The following is a 16,781-nucleotide window of genomic DNA, read 5'->3' as shown; positions in this document are numbered from 1 at the left end:
TTCAGGCGAGATAATGTTAGTCCCCTCGTGGGCATGCCGACGCCATGGATGCTAGGTTCGGAAGATGGAAGAATACTCAATCCAGGCGCTGCTGAACGCTCCACTCCATCAATTTCGACCTGAAGACTGGTCCGAGTGGTATCCGCGTGTCGCAGAACTCGTGCACCAGGAAGACGCCGCGGTACGAGACGCTGCAGTCGAACGCCTTGCCATGGGTGCGTTCTGGGCCGAGCACTCCTCCCAAGGAGGACCGCGAGAATTCCTGGCGGAGGCGGAACGCAGGCGAACGACTTGGTTGATTGACGTGGTGGACAAGGCGAGCCGCCTCCACGCAGACGTTTTGCTCTCCTTCCTGAAGGTATTGCGCCACCAGGGCGACCGGTCGCCTTTTCCAGAGGTTTTGTTACCTTGGCTACATGAGCTTGCCAGGCGGTCTCCGGCTGGCATTCCACTTGAACGGATTGAAGGCGCAATTGTGCTTCTGGGCGGGCTCGACGCCTGGGAGGAAGGGCACTTGCCACCCGTCCTCGATCATTCATCTGATTACGTGAGGGCCTGCGCCGCTCACATGATGGGAAGAGCCGGTCAAGGCGAAAGCCAGAAGCCAGATGAGCTTTTGGATTCCGATTTCATCGCTAAACTGACGGCAAAAGAGCTGAGCCGGCCTGGAATTGCAGGCCCTTACTGGTCGGGAGCTGGTTTGTCGGGAGTCGACTTTGAGGGGCGCGACTTCGATCCGGTGGAATGGATGCTGGGGATAATTGAGCAACGCACCGGCCCGGAGCCTGCCGACCTGCCTTTCAACGGACTCGACTTCCATATCCATGAGCTGGCCGCCGACGATCCGTCGGCCGTTCGCCGCCTCCTATCCGCCAACCGCGCCGATCTTGCAGTGATGACAGCCACCGAAATCCGGGATGAGGTCCCTGGCATGGGCCTGGTCCTTTACGAACTGGCAGAGCAACCAGACTCTGGCTTGGCCGTCCAAGCCCAGATCCACCTGGCCAACTATTACAGGCTGCGGCACCCTCGCGCCGATCAGAACCGTATTCGTCACCTAACTGACTGGCAGGCAGACGCGGAAGTCTTTGTGATCCGCTATGGCCAGCCCGGCCATCACACCGACAAGATGGTTATCTTTCCCAACAGGGACGCAGTGTTCGATGACGTCGAGGCCTGGTCGCTCATCGATGCGGCCTTGCCGCCTGACCGGCGGGGTGACCTCGCGAGGCACTACCTGGCCCCCTACGCAGCGCCTGCCCCCGTCCGTCTCGGTCGCGATGAGCTCAGCAGATACGCTTCGGGAGCCGAGATTAGCCTGATCGGCGCGAAGGAAGGGCACGGTTGGAGACGCATTGAAATATCGTTCGCTCGTCTCTTCGTCGGCTCGTAGCGACAAACCCCAATAACCACTTAGCTGTTGGGGGGCTGTCGTCGATTTCGGGCTAAGAACGGATACCGGTGACGCTCAGCTTGAGCTGGGTCGGGCGGGTGTTGCGGCAATGGCACCAAAACGATTGTTAGCGTCGAGCGTGATCTGGCCAATCACGAAGCGCGAAAACGAGCTGCCGAAATAGACGTCGGTGAGGGTGCAGCCTGTCGCGGTGTCGTCGACGGCAGTTTGGGATCGCGGGTCAGCAGATCCAGGCTGTTTAGGAGCTCAGCGCAGTTTGTTGGACGGGTTTTTCAGCCTGTGCTACCAGCCGACAGCAGGCCAAACGCGAGCGAGGCAAGGGTAAAAAAGCGCATCGGGACTTCCAGTGGGGATGAGCTCAGCTGTGCATAATTGCTCGCCGGGGAACCGACACGTCTCATCTGCCAGAGGCGATCGACTTTCAAAACTGGTCCATTATGCACGGTCCAGACTTGGTCCACGCCCTGGCGCAGCCGTGCCCTCCCGTCCCTCTTATTTGAAAACACACAGCGGCGGGCGGGGAATGCCTTTGTCACTCATGGTGATGCCTTCGATCCACCCGGCGCCCATGGCAATGAATCGAAGTTCGGCAGACGTCCAGGCATTGCTGCTATCGAAGGTCTCGATGTCCTTGTAGAGCTGAGAGGCCTTCCAGCTTGGAGCATCGTCGCTCTCGCAAATGACATTTCCCATGTCGATGCGGATCAGCTGGTCGAAATTGGCAATCAAGCTCTCGTGGCTGCGCTCTATCTCGCCTATTGCCGGCACGTTTGCGCATGCGCCGCTTGTCTGCTGTAGACCGGCCGGTGTCCTGAGCGGATCGTCGCTGTAAAAGGCCAAGTCGCCTGCGACGAGATTTTCGGCGAGGAAGCGAAGGTATTCGGTATTGGCCTTCTCCGGCGGCCAGCCGCGGGTGGCCAACAGTTCCTCATAAAGATTGTCCGCATGAAGGAAGCAACCCGTCTCATCCTCGTATTCGTCGATGGCGGTGATGCGCGACAGGATTTCGGGGTCGCTCAAGCGGAGCTCGCTTCGGACCTGAGGCGGACGGATTTTACACAAGGTCGATGACATCACTAGCCAGCCGCCAGTCTCTATGCTGTCCGGGTCGGCACGCGCCGTTTCGATCAGCGCATCTATCGAGCCTGAGTCGAAACCTTCCGCTGTCGCCAACGCTCGGGTGGCTGGGCCGATTGCACAGCCTTGGCCGGCGAAAAATCCTGTGATCTGCGACTCCGCCGCGGTCGCTGCATCCGTTGAAAATGCCAGAAACACACAGGCTAGCACCGCCCATGCGCAGGACAACCGGTCTGTCCTAGGAGATCCAGCCGATCCGTTGAGCCGGTGCATGTCCAATGGAGTTCCAGCGGCGTGACCCATGACGTCTACCCTCTTACCCTTCCTGCACTGTCTGCAACCACCGCCGGAAAGGATCGTCCATCTCCATGACGTTGCCAGTAATGTCGATAGCTCGCTGCGGAACGGAGACGGCGAACGTCTTTTCGACAAAACGGCGGAATTCGTTGGGCGCGCGATAGACCGGAGCGTTTTCAATACCGATTGCCGCAACCAGCTCCGCATGCTCCTCGGCTGGCGTGATGCTGAAATTCTCGGGCCAGCAAAGTTCAGAATAGCCGATCGCCATGAGCCGCAACATATCGACGGGATTTTCGACCAACGTTTGCATCATTATCGAGCCAGACCCTGATCCCACATGCACGATTGACAGAGTGCCATCGTCAGCGCGCCAGAGTGCCGCGTATGACCCGTCCCCGCCGGTGCGGATGATAGGTGCTAGCCGGTTGGTAAAGGCAGGATCATCGGTGCCCAGCCAGGCGGCTACGTGCCCCTGGCTGACCGGCTCGAACTGCAGGATTATCGACCTAGATTTGTCAGGCGGCGTCAGCGCAACGTATTTGTCCTCAAAGACATAGCCGGTCGCTTCCAGCCAGTCGATCGCCTGCGCAAAGGCGGGTGGCAGAACGATCCCCTTCGGAAGCGTAGCGGCTATTACATCCTTGAAGTGCGGCATGCCGGCGCCCGCGGTTTTCGGGATTAAAGACAAAGATGCCAATGCGGCAACAAACGATCTGCGTCTCAAATGTCGTCCCCCTCAGAGTGTCGATAGGGGTGCAAAAATGAACGACACCAATAAGGCAGCAACCACAATCCCTCAGAAATTGAAATCGGTAGGCGCGCATTCCCCTGACTAGGGCCTGTGCCTCCACCTCGAGCCAATTGCCTACTCCACTCGAAAGACGCCTGAGTGCGCCACAAGTTTGCCCAGAACGGCATGAACACAAGATTCTCATTTGGGAGACCCATAAATGTTGAAATCTCTGGTTGTCGTGCTGGCTCTGCTTCTTCCCGCCTCCACCTTCGCTCAAGAGCGCAGCCACGATATTGCTGGCGGACAGGTTAGTGTCCCCCTTGGGCTGACAGTGCAGGTGAAAAGCGTAACGGTTGGCGAGGATGCCACCAAGGTCCGGCTGCTTGCGAGCTTTGACAGCGGTCAGACAAATTTCATCAACCTGAACGACGAAGAAGACGCCTATCTCGCCTGGGGCGAGAGCGAGCAGGAGCGCATTTTCATGCGTCAGATCGCCGACAATAAATGGATGCGCATCTCCAGTGGCCAGAGCATGGAAGGTGACCTCGTTTTTCCTGGTGTTATACCCGCCGACGCCTCCAAGCTCACGTTGGCGTTCAATCCTGGCAACGCCAGCGATGATACCAGCGCGCCCGGCGTTACTATCCCGCTGGAGATCGCGCAGTGATCAGAGGCATCATTGTTGGGCTTATCCTCGCCATGCCGACCACGGCTTGGGCCTACACGGTGACCATAGGTGCCGGCTCTCTTTCGGACCAGCCCGGCCGGTTCGTGGAATTCGACCTCGGTCGCTCCAGCTTCACCGAACGCCCAATCGACAGCGCTGCTTCGACCGCATCGGAAGGCTCTACTTTCGGTCTGGTGGACATGGATTCTGAAACCCGCCTTGCGACTGAACAATCGCTGACTGCGCTTGGCGCCAAGAAGGAGGGCGACAATATTGTGGTCACCCTTGCCGGCGATGTCCTGTTCGACTTCGACAAATATGACATCCGCGAGGATGCGCGGCCGGTACTGTCGCAACTAGCCGACGTGCTTTCGGCCATGCCAGACGCCGCGGTCACTATTGTTGGCCACACCGATTCTATGGGCAGCGATGACTACAATCAGAACCTGTCGGAAGATCGCGCAAACTCTGCCCAAACCTGGCTAGCCGATGCCGGCGTTCCCTCCCCCATGACCATCACTGGCAAAGGGGAGACATCTCCAGTTGCCCCCAATGAACAGGCCGATGGTAGCGACAATCCCGAGGGCCGTCAGCAGAACCGCCGGGTTGAATTCATAATAGGAAAACAGCAATGACATTGATGAGCTGCCCGGATTGTCAGGGCAAACTATCCGACAAGGCTTTTGCCTGCCCACATTGCGGCTTCCCCATGGTGCAACAGAAGGGCAGGAGCGCTTGGCCCGGCGTCATTGGCGGCGTGGCCGGTACCTATATCTCAAGTCAAGCGCTGATCGCGATGGTCTTGGGATCTGTGATGTTCATTGCTTTTGCGGCCATCATGATCGCTGCGATCATGCGATAGTACGGCCTGCGTTTTGGCTGCTTAGAAAGCCCAGAGCATGATGTTGGGCGAGCCTGCCAACTGCTAGCCTCAAGACCTGTTGCTTCTGGAAGAGGGCATCAGGCTCGCTGTTAGCGCAGGCGATGTACCGAACTCCGCGACACAGTTATATGGGCGAGAGGAAGAGATCAGACGTCGAGCATCTGCCGTAGCGCCGTATGCGGGGAATAGAGCCCGCAGGCTTGGTTAGCAGGTATTTAGGCTCGCTCGACCCGCCTGCTCGGCAAAGCCGGATCCCTGGTCTAGTCCGTTTCTTCCACCGGCTTTTCGGAAGTGACGAGGATCTCTGCGTAATCCTCGTTTTCACTGTGGGATAGGCTGTAGAGGAGGCCGTCTTCGGTTTGCTCGAAATCGCAGTAATCGCCGCTCACCGCATACCCGCCTCCCCCAGGCAGGACTTCTAGCAGAGCATCGCTATGATAGTGGTGCAACTGGCTCACTGTATGACTGTTGATCTCAACATTGAGGCAGAGCGCGCCGCGGTGTTGGAACGGACGGACCATCATCGTGACTTCCCCTTCCAAGGTGCCTTCGGCCGACTTGCCGTTTTCGTTTAGCGCGATATCGCGCTGATAGGGCGTGCTGAACGTTTGCTTGACCGTTGTTGCCCGATTCAATACCCCAACCCAAGTCGCAGCCGTTACCAGCGCCTTGTTGGCGTAGATCGAAGCTCGTATGCGATAGGCATCCTCCGCTTCCTGCGCCAGGCTCGAGATGGCGGTTGCAACGGTCAATGCGAGAGCCAGAAGCATACATCTGGGAATACTCATGTTCTCTGGTCCGTGATGGTCTAGAGAGGGATGCTTCCCAACCGTAAGCTCCTACCCACTAGCGCTCAGAAATGCCCAGCACGCCTCGGCAACGTTGAGAAAAACTCAGCATAAGGACCGCCAGACGCCCGATCAAGCAGCCCTTGGAGGTCAACCAGTGGCTCCTCCGACCAATCCACCCTTATGTCGACTTCGGCGAAGGACTCGGCGCCATGGACCCGCAACGCCGCTGAACCGATGCCCCTGATATCGCCCCCAGTCTCGGCACCCGCGTTGAGCGCGCCAAGCAGGGTCGACGCGAAATCGACTTTTCCCTTAAGCGACAGATATGCTGAAAGCATGTCGGCAATCACCTCTGGACCCGCCAGCATGTTTCCAGCAACAGCCACGCCGTCGCCGCAAAGATGCCCCGCAAAAGCGATACAGCTTTGGCCGGTCCATGCCGCGGTCCTGCCAACCTGATCAACGACAATCATCTGCCGCAAAGCAGCCTCTTCATCCCTAGCCAACGCTGCCTGCAAAGCCGCTTCGGCATCTCGCCCATCAAGCAGCTCCAAAGCATCGAACGCAAGATACGGATTGGTCATCGCCTGCGTCGCCGCCGCACCGCGGCCACTGCGTGTATGGGGCACCAAAGCCCCCACCATCGGCCCAGCCGTCGCAGTGGCAATGCCAAAGGCGCCAGTTTGCGGATCGCGAGCGACGATGGAAAAGGTCATGCAACATCCTCTTCAAGTTATTTATCATCATAAATTGACAGACCGAAAATTTATGATGATAAATTATGCAAGCCCTTCTCACACGGTCCCCACCGCAAGGCAAGGGCGAGGGAACGCAAGGAGGTTATCAATGATCCGCACCTGGAAGGGCCTAGCGCCGCTCCTGCTCGCCGCCACCGCTTTTGCCCTGGTTTCTCCGGCCATGGCACAGACGCCGCCCAATATTCTGGTGGTGGGCCAGATCGCCGAGCCAGCATCGCTCGATCCGCATGTCTCGACCGCCGCCAACGATTTCCGCATCGCCGTCAACATTTACGATGGCCTCGTGCGCAACACTCCCGGCACGCTGGAGATCGAACCGGCGCTCGCCACCGACTGGACCATTTCCGAAGATGGCCTCGAATACGTCTTCAACCTCCGCGAAGGCGTCACCTTCCACGACGGCACCCCGTTCAATGCCGCAGCGGTGAAATTCAACTTCGATCGCATGTTGAAGGAAGACCACCCCTTCGCCTCGACCGGCCCCTTCCCGCTCGCCTTCTTCTTCTCCTCGGTCAAGGACGTCGAAGTGGTGGATGACCTAACGGTCAAATTCACCCTCAACGAAGCCTTCGCCCCCTTCATGAGCAATCTGGCCTCCCCTACCGGCCTTATCGTCTCGCCCGCCGCAGTCGAGCAATATGGCGCCGATTACGGTCGCCATCCTGTCGGCACCGGCCCCTTCAAGTTCGAGGAATGGCAGTCCAATACCAGCGTCGTCGCCTCGCGCAACGATGCCTATTGGGACGGCGCTCCCTCGCTCGAAGCGGTCATCTTCCGCCCGATCACCGACGCCAATACCCGCGTTGCCGAAATGCTCTCGGGCGGCATCGACGTGCTGCTCGAAACCCCGCCAGACAACGTCGCCCAGTTCGCTAGTGACGCCAATTACCAGGTGGTGGAAGCCGTCGGGCCCCATGTCTGGTATGTCATGCTCAACGCCAAGGACGGCCCGTTTGCCGACAAGCGCGTGCGTCAGGCAGTCAACTACGCGGTCAACAAGGAAAGCCTCGTCAACGACGTGCTGCAAGGCACGGCCGACGTCTCCTCTGGCCCCATCCCGCCCGCCTTCAACTGGGCCTATAACCAAGACGTGGCGCCCTATCCCTATGATCCGGAAAAAGCAAAGGCGCTCCTTGCCGAAGCCGGCGCTGAAGGCGCCAAGCTCACCTTCCTCGTCACCGAAGGGGGCTCGGGCATGCTCGATCCCGTCCCCATGGGCACAGCCATCCAGGCCGATCTCGCCGCCGTGGGCCTTGATGTCGAGATCAAGACTTATGAGTGGAACACCTTCCTCTCCGAAGTGAATCCCGGCCTCGAAGGCAAGGGCGACATGGCCGAAATGGCCTGGATGACTTCCGACCCCGACACCCTGCCCTTCCTGACCCTTCGCACGGCGGCTTTCCCGGCGGAAGGCGGCTTCAACTCGTCCTATTATTCCAACCCGGAAGTCGACGACCTTCTGGACAAGGCGCGTCTCTCCACCGATCCGGCTGAGCGCGGCGAACTCTACAAGCAAGTCCAGGCCATCACCCACGAAGACGCTCCCTGGCTCTTCGTCGCCAACTGGAAGCAAAACGCCGTCGTCACCAGCACCGTGGGCAATTTCGAACTGCAGCCGGACTTCTCACTGGTCCTGCGAGACGTGACCAAACAGTAGGGTTGGGAGCACTCCACCAGCTGCAAACCATCGCCCACAACAATACGCGATCCATCCCTCCCCCAACCAGGGGGAGGCTAGGTGGGGGTTCTCCCCACCCGCACCGCCAAAAGGAGGCCCCCATGACCGCCTATATCGGCAAACGCCTCCTGGCCGCGATCCCCGTTATCCTCGGCCTCTCCGTCATCGTCTTCCTGGTGATGAAACTGATCCCCGGCGATCCCGCCCAAGCCCTTCTCGGCTCCTATGCGACGCCCGACAATGTCGCGCGCATCAACCGCGCCCTTGGGCTCGATCGCTCCTGGCCCGAGCAATATGTCATCTGGATCGGCAACCTTCTCCACGGCGATTTCGGCCGCTCCTATATTCTCAATCGGCCCGTGCTCGATGAAGTGCTTGAACGTTTTGGCGCCACTCTGATCCTTGCCGGGGCGTCGCTGGTCATATGTTCGGTCCTCGGCATTCTCGCCGGCATCGTCTCGGCAGTGCGCCAGTTCGGCTGGACCGACCGGATCGTCACCTTCTTTGTCCTTATCGGCATTTCCATGCCGGCCTTCTTCCTTGGCCTGGTCTTCATCCTGTTCTTCGCCGTGCAATGGCGCCTGCTGCCAGCCTCAGGCATGTACGCCGTCTATGGCGGCGGCGACCTGCCCGACCTCCTGCGCCACCTGATCCTGCCGGCCTCTACCCTCGCGATCGTCGCCACCGGCGTTGTCGCCCGCCTCACCCGCGCCGCGATGCTCGAAGTCCTGCGTCAGGATTTCATCCGCACCGCCCGTGCCAAGGGCCTTAGCGAAACCAAGGTTATCTATCGTCACGCCTTCCGCGCTGCACTCGTCTCCATCATTCCGGTGCTCGGCATTCAGGCCGGCTTCGTGCTCGGTGGTGCCGTTTATATCGAAACCGTGTTCCAGTGGCCCGGCCTCGGCCAAATGCTGGTCAAGGCCGTCTCCACTCGCGATCTGCTTCTGGTGCAAGGCGGCGTGCTCGTTGCCGCTACCGTCTATGTGCTCGTCAATCTTCTGGCCGATGTCGCGCAGGCCATGCTCGATCCAAGGCTCAAAGCATGACCGATCTCATCGCCCCCATCCCAACCTCCGCCCGCAAGCGCCGCAGCAATCTGCAATTGCTGATGGCCAATCGCCTTGCTGCGGCCGGTCTTTTCATTTTCGGCTTCATCGTCATCCTGGCGCTCCTCGCGCCGATCCTCCCGATCCCAAACCCGGACATCACCGACCAACCCAATCGCCTGCTGCCCCCGCTCAGCGCTGGGCACCTCCTCGGCACCGATCACCTCGGCCGCGATATTTTTTCGCGCCTCATCTGGGGCACACAGGTTTCGTTACTGGTCGGGGTCAGCGCCACAGCCCTCGCGGCCTTCTTCGGCTCCCTCATCGGCCTTGTCGCCGGCTATGCCCGCGGCGCGACCGACAGCATTCTCATGCGCTTTGTCGATATGCTGATGGCCTTCCCCTATATCCTCTTGGCCATTGCCATCGTCGCTGCGCTTGGACCCGGCCTTCTCAACGCGCTCTACGCCATCGCGCTCGTCAATATCCCCTTCTTTGCCCGCAATATTCGCGGCGTCACCGTCTCGATCCGCAATCGCGAATTCGTCGATGCCGCGCGCCTCTCGGGCAAGAGCCACGCGGCGGTCCTCTTCACCGAAGTGCTGCCCAATGTCCTGCCTGTCATTGTCATCACCATGTCGACCACCGTGGGCTGGATGATCCTTGAAACCGCCGGCCTCTCCTTCCTCGGCCTCGGGGCCCAGCCGCCGACATCCGACTTAGGCTCTATGCTAGGCCAGGCCCGCGCCCAGCTCTTCACCGGCCCGCATGCCTCGATCATTCCCGGCGTGATGATCTTCCTCCTGGTGATGAGCATCAATTTGCTAGGCGACGGCATCCGCGACGTGCTCGATCCCCGCCTCCGTTCCGGCACCCTCGGCCGCCCCATGCCGGTCACAAAAATCGGCCGCCAGACCAAGCCTGCCCCAACCCTTTCGGACGCCCCTGCCCTCGTCGTCGAAAACCTTTCCACCGGCTTCGATACCGGCGCCTCCATAACCCCCGCCGTCCGCGACATCAGCTTCCGTCTCGGCAAAGGCGAGTGTCTCGGCCTCATCGGCGAAAGCGGCTCGGGCAAGTCGGTGACGGCGCTCTCGCTGATGGGCCTGGTCGCCTCGCCGCCCGGCGTCATCACCAATGGCGGCGTCTATATCCAAGGCAAGGATGTGCTGTCGATGCGCGAGCAGGAGTTCATCGCCCTCCGCGGCGCCCGCGTCGCCTATGTCTTCCAGGACCCGCTGACGACGCTCCATCCACTCTTCTCGGTCGGCCACCAGATCGCCGAGGCAGTCCTCGCCCATAACCCCATCGGTAAGCACGGGGCCCGCCAGCGCGCCGTCGAACTGATGGAAACCGTGGGCATCCGCGATGCAGCAAGCCGCGCCAGCGCCTATCCCCACGAACTCTCAGGAGGCCAGCGCCAGCGCATCGGCATCGCCATGGCGCTCGCCAATGACCCCGACATCATCATCGCCGACGAGCCGACCACCGCGCTCGATGTCACGGTGCAGGCCCGCATTCTCGACCTTCTGCAAAACCTGCGCCGCGAGCGCGGTCTCGCCCTTCTCCTGATCACCCACGATTTCGGCGTCGTGGCCCAAGTCTGCGACCGCGTCGCGGTTATGAAAAATGGCGAAATCGTCGAACAGGGAGAAACGCAGGCGATGCTGCGCGACCCCCAGCACGACTACACCAAGCGCCTCATCGCCTGCGTGCCCGAGCTAGGAGAAGGCCACAATTTCCTCGACCGGGTCCGGCCCCTGTTTATGGAGGCAAGCGCATGAGCCAGAACGCCATCCAAATCCGCGATCTCATCAAAACCTTCGGCGGTGGCCGCAATCTCTTCGGACGTCAGGCCAGCGAGGTGCAGGCCGTCCGCGGCATTTCGCTCGATCTCAAGCGTGGCGAAACCCTCGGTATCGTCGGCGAGAGCGGCTCGGGCAAATCGACACTCGCCCGTATGCTGGTCGGCCTCGAACACCCCACCTCTGGCACCATGCTCATCGACAACAAACCCTGGGCCGAGCTCGCTTCCTCCGGCTCACGCGCCTTTGGTCGCACTATCCAATATGTCTTTCAGGACCCCATCGCCTCGCTCAACCCGCGCAAGACCATCGGCGATATTCTCGATGTGCCGCTGCGCCTGCTCTGCACCTATGACAGCACGCGGCGCGCCATTCGCAAACGGGAGCTAATCGACGCCGTGAAGATGCCGCTCGACACGCTCGAACGCTATCCACACGAATTCTCCGGCGGACAGGCCCAGCGCATCGCCATCGCCCGAGCCCTTGCCGCTGAAGCCAGCATTCTCGTTCTCGATGAGCCGGTGAGTGCGCTCGACGTGTCGGTACAGGCGCAGGTGCTGCTCCTGCTCCAGCAATTGCGCGACGATCTCGGCCTCTCCTACCTTTTCATCAGCCACGATCTGGCCGTCGTGGAATCGATTTCCGATCGTGTCGCCGTTATGTATCTGGGAGAAGTGGTAGAGGTCGGGCCCGCGGCCCAGCTCTTTGCCAACCCGCAGCACGACTACACGCGGTCGCTCATAGCCAGCGCACCGCGCCTTTCCGCAACGGACCGCGCCGCATGAGCGACACTGACTCCTCCGAAACAGCGGCAATTGCCGTTCCCCCACGCCGCAAGCGCACCGACGAAATCGTCGATGCCATCAAGCGTATGATCGTTGAACATGGCCTCGGGCCCGGCGACCGCCTACCGCAGGAGCGCGATCTGTTGGCCCAGTTCGCTGCCAGCAAGGGCACCGTCCGCGAAGCGCTGAAATCTCTCGAAGTCCAGGGCCTCATTTCGGTCCGTACCGGCCCTGGCGGCGGCGCCTTCATCGAGCGCATGTCTGAGGGGCGGGCCATGAGTCTGCTCTCCAACTTCCTCTTCGCCAAAAACCTGACGATCGCCAATATCTACGAGATGCGAAAGGTCCTCGAACCGCAACTAGCGGCGAGCGCCACACCCCATATTGACGAAGCCGGCCTCAAACGCCTCGAAGCCGTCATTCTGATCTATGATCACGAGCCAGCAGATCAGAACGAACGCTGGAACCAGCGCATGGCGGAACTCGATTTCCACGGCATCGTCGCCGAGTATTCCGACAACCCCATTCTCGCCTTCACCTGCCGCTTCCTCCAGCGCCTGCTAAAGGATCTCACTGTCGCGCAGGACATCTATGTCCGGCCCGAACCCGTCTCGCGCGCCAGCGGCATCCAGCACCAGCGCGATCTCATCGCGGCCATGCGAAGCCGCGACGCCGCCTCAGCTGCCGCCATCCTCGCCGAACATATGGAGGAAGCCGAAAAGCACATGCTGACCCTTGAGGCAAAGCTCGAAGACCGCTTCCTCGAAGAAGTGTCCCCGGCCCGCACCAGAAAGCGCCGCATCGCATGATCGATACCGATTATCTCCTCGACCGCTTGCTGCAATTGGTCAAAACGCCGAGCCCCGTCGGCATGACCGAGCGCGTCGTGGCGCTGGTCGACACCTGGCTGCGCGATCTCGGCTACAATCCCAAATATACCCGCCGCGGCGTCCTTTACGTCGAAGTAGGCGGGGGCCCACCTCGCCGCGCCCTTGCCGCCCATCTCGATACGCTCGGCGCCATGGTCACCGAACTCAAGCCCAATGGCCGCCTTGCCCTGCGCAACACCGGCACCTGGGCCGCTCGTTTCGCCGAGGGGGCCCGCGTCACCATCTTCTCAGACAATGCCGAACATCGGGGCACCATCCTGCCGCTCAAAGCCTCCGGCCACCGCTTTAACACCGAGGTCGATACTCAACCCGCCGATTGGGACAATCTCGAAATCCGCGTGGACGCCATCCTGTCCGACCAAGAGGCGCTCATCGCCGCCGGCTTCAATGTCGGGGACATGGTCGCAATCGATGCTCAACCCGAAGTCATCGACGGTTTCATCGTCTCCCGGCACCTCGACGACAAGGCCGGCTGCGCCACCTTGCTCGCGGTCCTCAAATCCGTGGCCGAGGGTCACACCAAGGTCGCCGTCCCCTTCCAGGCCATGTTCACCGTCGCCGAAGAAACCGGCATCGGTGGCACCCACGGCTTTGGTCCCGAAGTCGAAGAACTGCTCGCCATCGACAACGCCGTCACCGCTCCCAACCAGACATCGCGCGATAATGCCGCCACCATCGCCATGCGTGACCGCCAGGGTCCCTTTGACGCCCGAATGACACGCCAAATGTTAGCGCTCTGCCAACACAATGGCATCAAATACGAACGCGACACCTTCCGCCATTACCGCTCTGACAGCGCCGCCGCCGTCGAAGCCGGCTGGGACATCCGCGTCGGCCTCGTCTGCTTTTCCCTCGATTCCTCCCACGGCTGGGAACGCACCCACATGGCCTCCCTCACAGCTCTGGCGGAACTGTTGCGGCTCTACATCCAGTCGGAACTAACCAATAGCTAGAGTGCTCATCTTGCCGGGCGTGAGCCAGTTGCCGCCCAGGCGCGACATTCTACGCCACGCAAAGGCCGAATACCGAAGGCAAGTCCGTTGTCGCTTCACAGCCCATTGACCGGTTCGCTGCTTGCATAGTGTTCTTGGGCATCGGTACTCGACCAATACCGCTTCGGCGCCGTTCCGTAGATACGTTTGAACGCGTTGCCAAACGCGCTCTCGGACGCGTAGCCCACCCTAGTCGCGACAATAGCGACGGTTTCTCCTCTGCGCAGGGCGTCGCGAGCGACCTCCATGCGCCAGCGTAGCAGGTAATCGAGCGGAGGAGCGCCCACCTTTTGCTTGAAAGCGAAGGCGAAGGCGGACCGGGACATGCCGACGGCACGAGCAAGATCTGCAACCGTCCAGCGATGGGCGATGTCGGCATGCATGAGATTGAGCGCCGCCCCGATCTGCGGATCGGCAGCGGCGGCAATCCAACCGCAACGGGGGCCGCCGGATCGGGCGGCACAGCCTCGAAGAACCTGAACCAGAAGCACTTCGGCGAGACGCTGTGTTACCAGCGATGTGCCCATCTGTCCGACCCGAATCTCGCGATCGAGAACCGCGAGCAAATCGCGCAGCGCGGCGGCCGCCAAATCCCCCGAGGGAATAAGCAGGAATGACGGCAAAGCATCCAGGAGCAGCCGGATGTAGATCGCTTCGAAAACGAAGCTGCCCGCCAGAAGCACCGTCTCCGATCCGCCATGGTGGGCCACGTCGGAATGCTCCCAGTCGAAGGCCGCGATTCCATCTTGCGGTATCAGGCGCGGATCACTTGCCAGAATGTATTCGGGTGCCTCGGCGAGCAGAAACGTGTCTCCGGCCAGAAGGCGATGCGGGTCTTCCCCAGGAAGCATGATCCAGCATTCCCCGCGCAGGACCGCTACGAACTTGAGCCGGGGCTTGGCGGGAAATTTGAACGCCCACCCGCCACCAGCCTCGAACCGTGTACAGCGGGCGCTGCGGACATCGAGCAAAGAGAGGATCTCAGATAGAGAGTCGATCATGAGGGCTGGACGATTGCGACGAAAATTGGGATCTACACGCATAGATCATCCTGCCAAGTTCGGCAATGTTCGGTGCAAGCAAGGAGACTGAGCATGTCTGAGATTGAAGGAAAGGTCGTCGCAATTACGGGGGCGAGCAGCGGCATAGGCGCGGCAACGGCCTTGTTCTTAGCTGAGAAGGGAGCCCGGGTGGTGCTGGGAGCGCGCCGGCTGGAGCCGCTTGTCGCTCTGGTCGAGCGCATCAGATCCGCTGGCGGACAGGCCGAGTGCACTCAGACGGACGTCACGCGGCAGGACGACGTCGCCGGCTTGGTGCGTAGCGCACAAGAGCGCTTCGGCAAGCTCGACGTCCTCCTGAGCAATGCCGGGGTCGGACCGATCTCGCCACTCGACAATCTCCGGGTCTCGGAATGGGAGCAGATGGTGGATGTCAACATTAAGGGGATACTCTATGGGATAGCGGCGGCGTTGCCGGTCTTTCGCGCGCAGGGTTCAGGTCATTTCGTGACCGTGGCTTCCACGGCGGGCATGAAGACCGTCCCGACACAAGCGGTCTATTCAGGGACCAAATTCGCCGTCCGCGCCATCTGCGAGGGACTGCGGCAGGAGGCTGGACCGCAACTTCGCGTCACCGTTATCTCCCCCGGAGCGATCAGGACCCCCTTTGTCGAAGAGATCGGCGACCCGGACGTCCGGGCACGTTACATCGGTGTTCGCGACGAAATCGCGATCGACCCCCTGGCTATTGCCGAGGCGATCGCCTTCGCGATCGGGCAGCCGGCGAATGTGGATATAGGCGAGATCGTCGTACGACCTACCGCACAGACCTGATCCAAGGGCCTACAGCGCAACTCGCGTGGCAGCCTGAGCGGCCAATGGCAACATCAGGCCGGCGAGGATACTATGTCCGCACGCTGGCGCATGACCCCGATTCGTACGTGACGCGGACCCGCCTCTTCAACGACATCATGTATGTAAAGGGCGGACGTGATCGGGCCGAGCGCGAACTTGGCGCGCTGATCGCCTCCTGCATCAATGGCTGCGCCAATTGCGCCTCCGTCCATGCCCGTCGCTATATCGAGCTGACCGGCAATGCCGACACCGTCGAGCGCGTCTACCGCTTCGGCCTGCACGAAGCCGAAAGCCCGCGCGTGCCCTTATCGACTTCTCGAAGCCCTCTCTAGTACCCCGCCATCGGCCACCAAGACCATTTAGCGACGCTGCGCCAAGAGGGCCTAAGCGACACCGATATTCTCGATCTAGCGCATTCTGCCTCCATTTTCGGCTGATGCACACACTGGGCCGTTCCCACTGCGGTCATCTCTCGGTGCCATCGAAGGGGGAGAGGCCGTGCAGACCGTGAATCGGGAACATGAAAACCCGGCCCCTGAGCAAAGGGCAAACCTGCAAGTTGCCGCTGGGCATCGTCGCGACGCGCGCTTGACAATTCGTTTGCTACCTTGCAATATTTGTAAGCTAGCGAACGAATTATGGGAAGGTTGGTCTTTGGGTGAACGTAGTGACGCCGAGCAGCTGACCGCGGGGACGTGGGCGAAACGATGCTATTTCGCGGGCCGCGCCCTGATGGACGCGACCCTGCGGCCATACGATTTGGGTTCGACGCAATGGTATGTTCTCTGGCATCTGACGAACTTCGGTCCAACCGTTCAACGGGACCTCGGGCGAGCCCTCTCACTCGAAAGGGCGACGTTGAGCGGGATTGTCGCCACTCTGGTTCGAAAGGGCCTGCTCAATCAAAGCTCAAGCGGAGAAGATCAGCGCCAGCGTCTTCTGACGTTGACGACCGCCGGGGAAACCCTGTGGCTCGAGCTCCCCGATCTTTCTTTCATTCACGAAACTGCCTTTGGCGGCATCGACGAGGCTGACCTGATCACGACAATCCGTGTCCTACAATCCGCCACCGAACGACTACAAAATCTCTTGCGAAAGGAATAAGG

The 16,781-nt window shown here is 60.7% G+C and carries 18 protein-coding genes; 13 read left to right on the top strand and 5 right to left on the bottom strand.

Annotation, left to right across the window (positions count from 1 at the left end):
• Window positions 1-64: 64 nt before the first annotated feature.
• The gene (locus tag ACI3KW_RS01325) at window positions 65-1,393 is read left to right on the top strand and encodes a hypothetical protein (RefSeq protein WP_404846590.1); all 1,329 of its coding nucleotides are present in this window, start codon (window positions 65-67) and stop codon (window positions 1,391-1,393) included.
• A 513-nt stretch (window positions 1,394-1,906) separates the two neighbouring features.
• Here ACI3KW_RS01325 and ACI3KW_RS01320 read toward each other — a convergent pair.
• Together ACI3KW_RS01320 and ACI3KW_RS01315 are read right to left on the bottom strand one after the other, a co-directional pair.
• A complete protein-coding gene (locus tag ACI3KW_RS01320; protein WP_404846589.1) occupies window positions 1,907-2,689 on the bottom strand; it encodes a hypothetical protein in 783 nt (260 codons plus the stop codon).
• Window positions 2,690-2,807: 118 nt separating this feature from the next.
• A complete protein-coding gene (locus ACI3KW_RS01315) occupies window positions 2,808-3,446 on the bottom strand; it encodes a hypothetical protein (protein ID WP_404846588.1) in 639 nt (212 codons plus the stop codon).
• 295 nt (window positions 3,447-3,741) lie between these two features.
• Between ACI3KW_RS01315 and ACI3KW_RS01310 the strand changes: the two genes are divergently transcribed.
• The 3 genes from ACI3KW_RS01310 to ACI3KW_RS01300 are packed head-to-tail and all read left to right on the top strand — an operon-like array spanning window position 3,742 to window position 5,053.
• Entirely contained in the window at window positions 3,742-4,191 is a 450-nt protein-coding gene (locus ACI3KW_RS01310; protein WP_404846587.1) for a hypothetical protein, read from the top strand.
• Window positions 4,188-4,826: an OmpA family protein gene (locus tag ACI3KW_RS01305; RefSeq protein ID WP_404846586.1), complete on the top strand. Its 639-nt coding sequence runs from the start codon at window positions 4,188-4,190 to the stop codon at window positions 4,824-4,826. The genes ACI3KW_RS01310 and ACI3KW_RS01305 overlap by 4 nt, the downstream gene beginning before the upstream one ends.
• Window positions 4,823-5,053 (top strand): hypothetical protein, encoded by a 231-nt coding sequence (locus ACI3KW_RS01300; RefSeq protein ID WP_113122255.1) that lies wholly within the window; start codon window positions 4,823-4,825, stop codon window positions 5,051-5,053. The genes ACI3KW_RS01305 and ACI3KW_RS01300 overlap by 4 nt, the downstream gene beginning before the upstream one ends.
• Before the next feature lie 281 nt (window positions 5,054-5,334).
• On the opposite strand, the gene ACI3KW_RS01295 is transcribed toward ACI3KW_RS01300, so the two are convergent.
• Both ACI3KW_RS01295 and ACI3KW_RS01290 read right to left on the bottom strand, forming a co-directional pair.
• Window positions 5,335-5,826 carry a hypothetical protein gene (locus ACI3KW_RS01295; protein WP_404846585.1) on the bottom strand — a complete coding sequence of 164 codons (492 nt, stop codon included), beginning with the start codon at window positions 5,824-5,826 and terminating at the stop codon, window positions 5,335-5,337.
• Between the two features lie 101 nt (window positions 5,827-5,927).
• The gene (locus ACI3KW_RS01290; protein WP_404846584.1) at window positions 5,928-6,581 is read right to left on the bottom strand and encodes a DUF1028 domain-containing protein; all 654 of its coding nucleotides are present in this window, start codon (window positions 6,579-6,581) and stop codon (window positions 5,928-5,930) included.
• Between the two features lie 130 nt (window positions 6,582-6,711).
• Here ACI3KW_RS01290 and ACI3KW_RS01285 point away from each other — a divergent pair, with 130 nt between their 5' ends.
• The 6 genes from ACI3KW_RS01285 (at window position 6,712) to ACI3KW_RS01260 (ending at window position 13,783) form a co-directional block, all read left to right on the top strand.
• Window positions 6,712-8,280 carry an ABC transporter substrate-binding protein gene (locus ACI3KW_RS01285; RefSeq protein WP_404846583.1) on the top strand — a complete coding sequence of 523 codons (1,569 nt, stop codon included), beginning with the start codon at window positions 6,712-6,714 and terminating at the stop codon, window positions 8,278-8,280.
• 122 nt (window positions 8,281-8,402) lie between these two features.
• A complete protein-coding gene (locus ACI3KW_RS01280; RefSeq protein WP_404846582.1) occupies window positions 8,403-9,350 on the top strand; it encodes an ABC transporter permease in 948 nt (315 codons plus the stop codon).
• On the top strand, window positions 9,347-11,134 hold the full coding sequence (locus ACI3KW_RS01275) for a dipeptide/oligopeptide/nickel ABC transporter permease/ATP-binding protein (protein ID WP_404846581.1): 1,788 nt from the start codon (window positions 9,347-9,349) through the stop codon (window positions 11,132-11,134). The genes ACI3KW_RS01280 and ACI3KW_RS01275 overlap by 4 nt, the downstream gene beginning before the upstream one ends.
• The gene (locus ACI3KW_RS01270; RefSeq protein ID WP_404846580.1) at window positions 11,131-11,940 is read left to right on the top strand and encodes an ATP-binding cassette domain-containing protein; all 810 of its coding nucleotides are present in this window, start codon (window positions 11,131-11,133) and stop codon (window positions 11,938-11,940) included. The genes ACI3KW_RS01275 and ACI3KW_RS01270 overlap by 4 nt, the downstream gene beginning before the upstream one ends.
• On the top strand, window positions 11,937-12,749 hold the full coding sequence (locus ACI3KW_RS01265) for a FadR/GntR family transcriptional regulator (RefSeq protein WP_113122243.1): 813 nt from the start codon (window positions 11,937-11,939) through the stop codon (window positions 12,747-12,749). The genes ACI3KW_RS01270 and ACI3KW_RS01265 overlap by 4 nt, the downstream gene beginning before the upstream one ends.
• Window positions 12,746-13,783 carry an osmoprotectant NAGGN system M42 family peptidase gene (locus tag ACI3KW_RS01260; protein WP_404846579.1) on the top strand — a complete coding sequence of 346 codons (1,038 nt, stop codon included), beginning with the start codon at window positions 12,746-12,748 and terminating at the stop codon, window positions 13,781-13,783. The genes ACI3KW_RS01265 and ACI3KW_RS01260 overlap by 4 nt, the downstream gene beginning before the upstream one ends.
• A 95-nt stretch (window positions 13,784-13,878) precedes the next feature.
• Here the strand turns inward: ACI3KW_RS01260 and ACI3KW_RS01255 are convergent, their stop codons facing one another.
• Complete coding sequence (locus ACI3KW_RS01255) at window positions 13,879-14,823, bottom strand: AraC family transcriptional regulator (RefSeq protein WP_404846783.1); 945 nt, start codon at window positions 14,821-14,823, stop codon at window positions 13,879-13,881.
• A 93-nt stretch (window positions 14,824-14,916) separates the two neighbouring features.
• Here ACI3KW_RS01255 and ACI3KW_RS01250 point away from each other — a divergent pair, with 93 nt between their 5' ends.
• From ACI3KW_RS01250 to ACI3KW_RS01240, 3 genes are all read left to right on the top strand, one after another.
• On the top strand, window positions 14,917-15,654 hold the full coding sequence (locus ACI3KW_RS01250; RefSeq protein ID WP_404846578.1) for an SDR family oxidoreductase: 738 nt from the start codon (window positions 14,917-14,919) through the stop codon (window positions 15,652-15,654).
• Between the two features lie 44 nt (window positions 15,655-15,698).
• On the top strand, window positions 15,699-16,007 hold the full coding sequence (locus ACI3KW_RS01245) for a carboxymuconolactone decarboxylase family protein (RefSeq protein ID WP_404846577.1): 309 nt from the start codon (window positions 15,699-15,701) through the stop codon (window positions 16,005-16,007).
• A 166-nt stretch (window positions 16,008-16,173) separates the two neighbouring features.
• Window positions 16,174-16,779 (top strand): MarR family winged helix-turn-helix transcriptional regulator, encoded by a 606-nt coding sequence (locus ACI3KW_RS01240; protein WP_404846576.1) that lies wholly within the window; start codon window positions 16,174-16,176, stop codon window positions 16,777-16,779.
• Window positions 16,780-16,781 lie beyond the last annotated feature (2 nt).

The organism is Devosia sp. ZW T5_3, assembly GCF_044987315.1.
In the GTDB taxonomy this organism is placed as follows: Bacteria; Pseudomonadota; Alphaproteobacteria; order Rhizobiales; family Devosiaceae; genus Devosia.
Note: the sequence above shows the minus strand (reverse complement) of the source record. Positions and strands in the feature narration are given on the sequence as shown.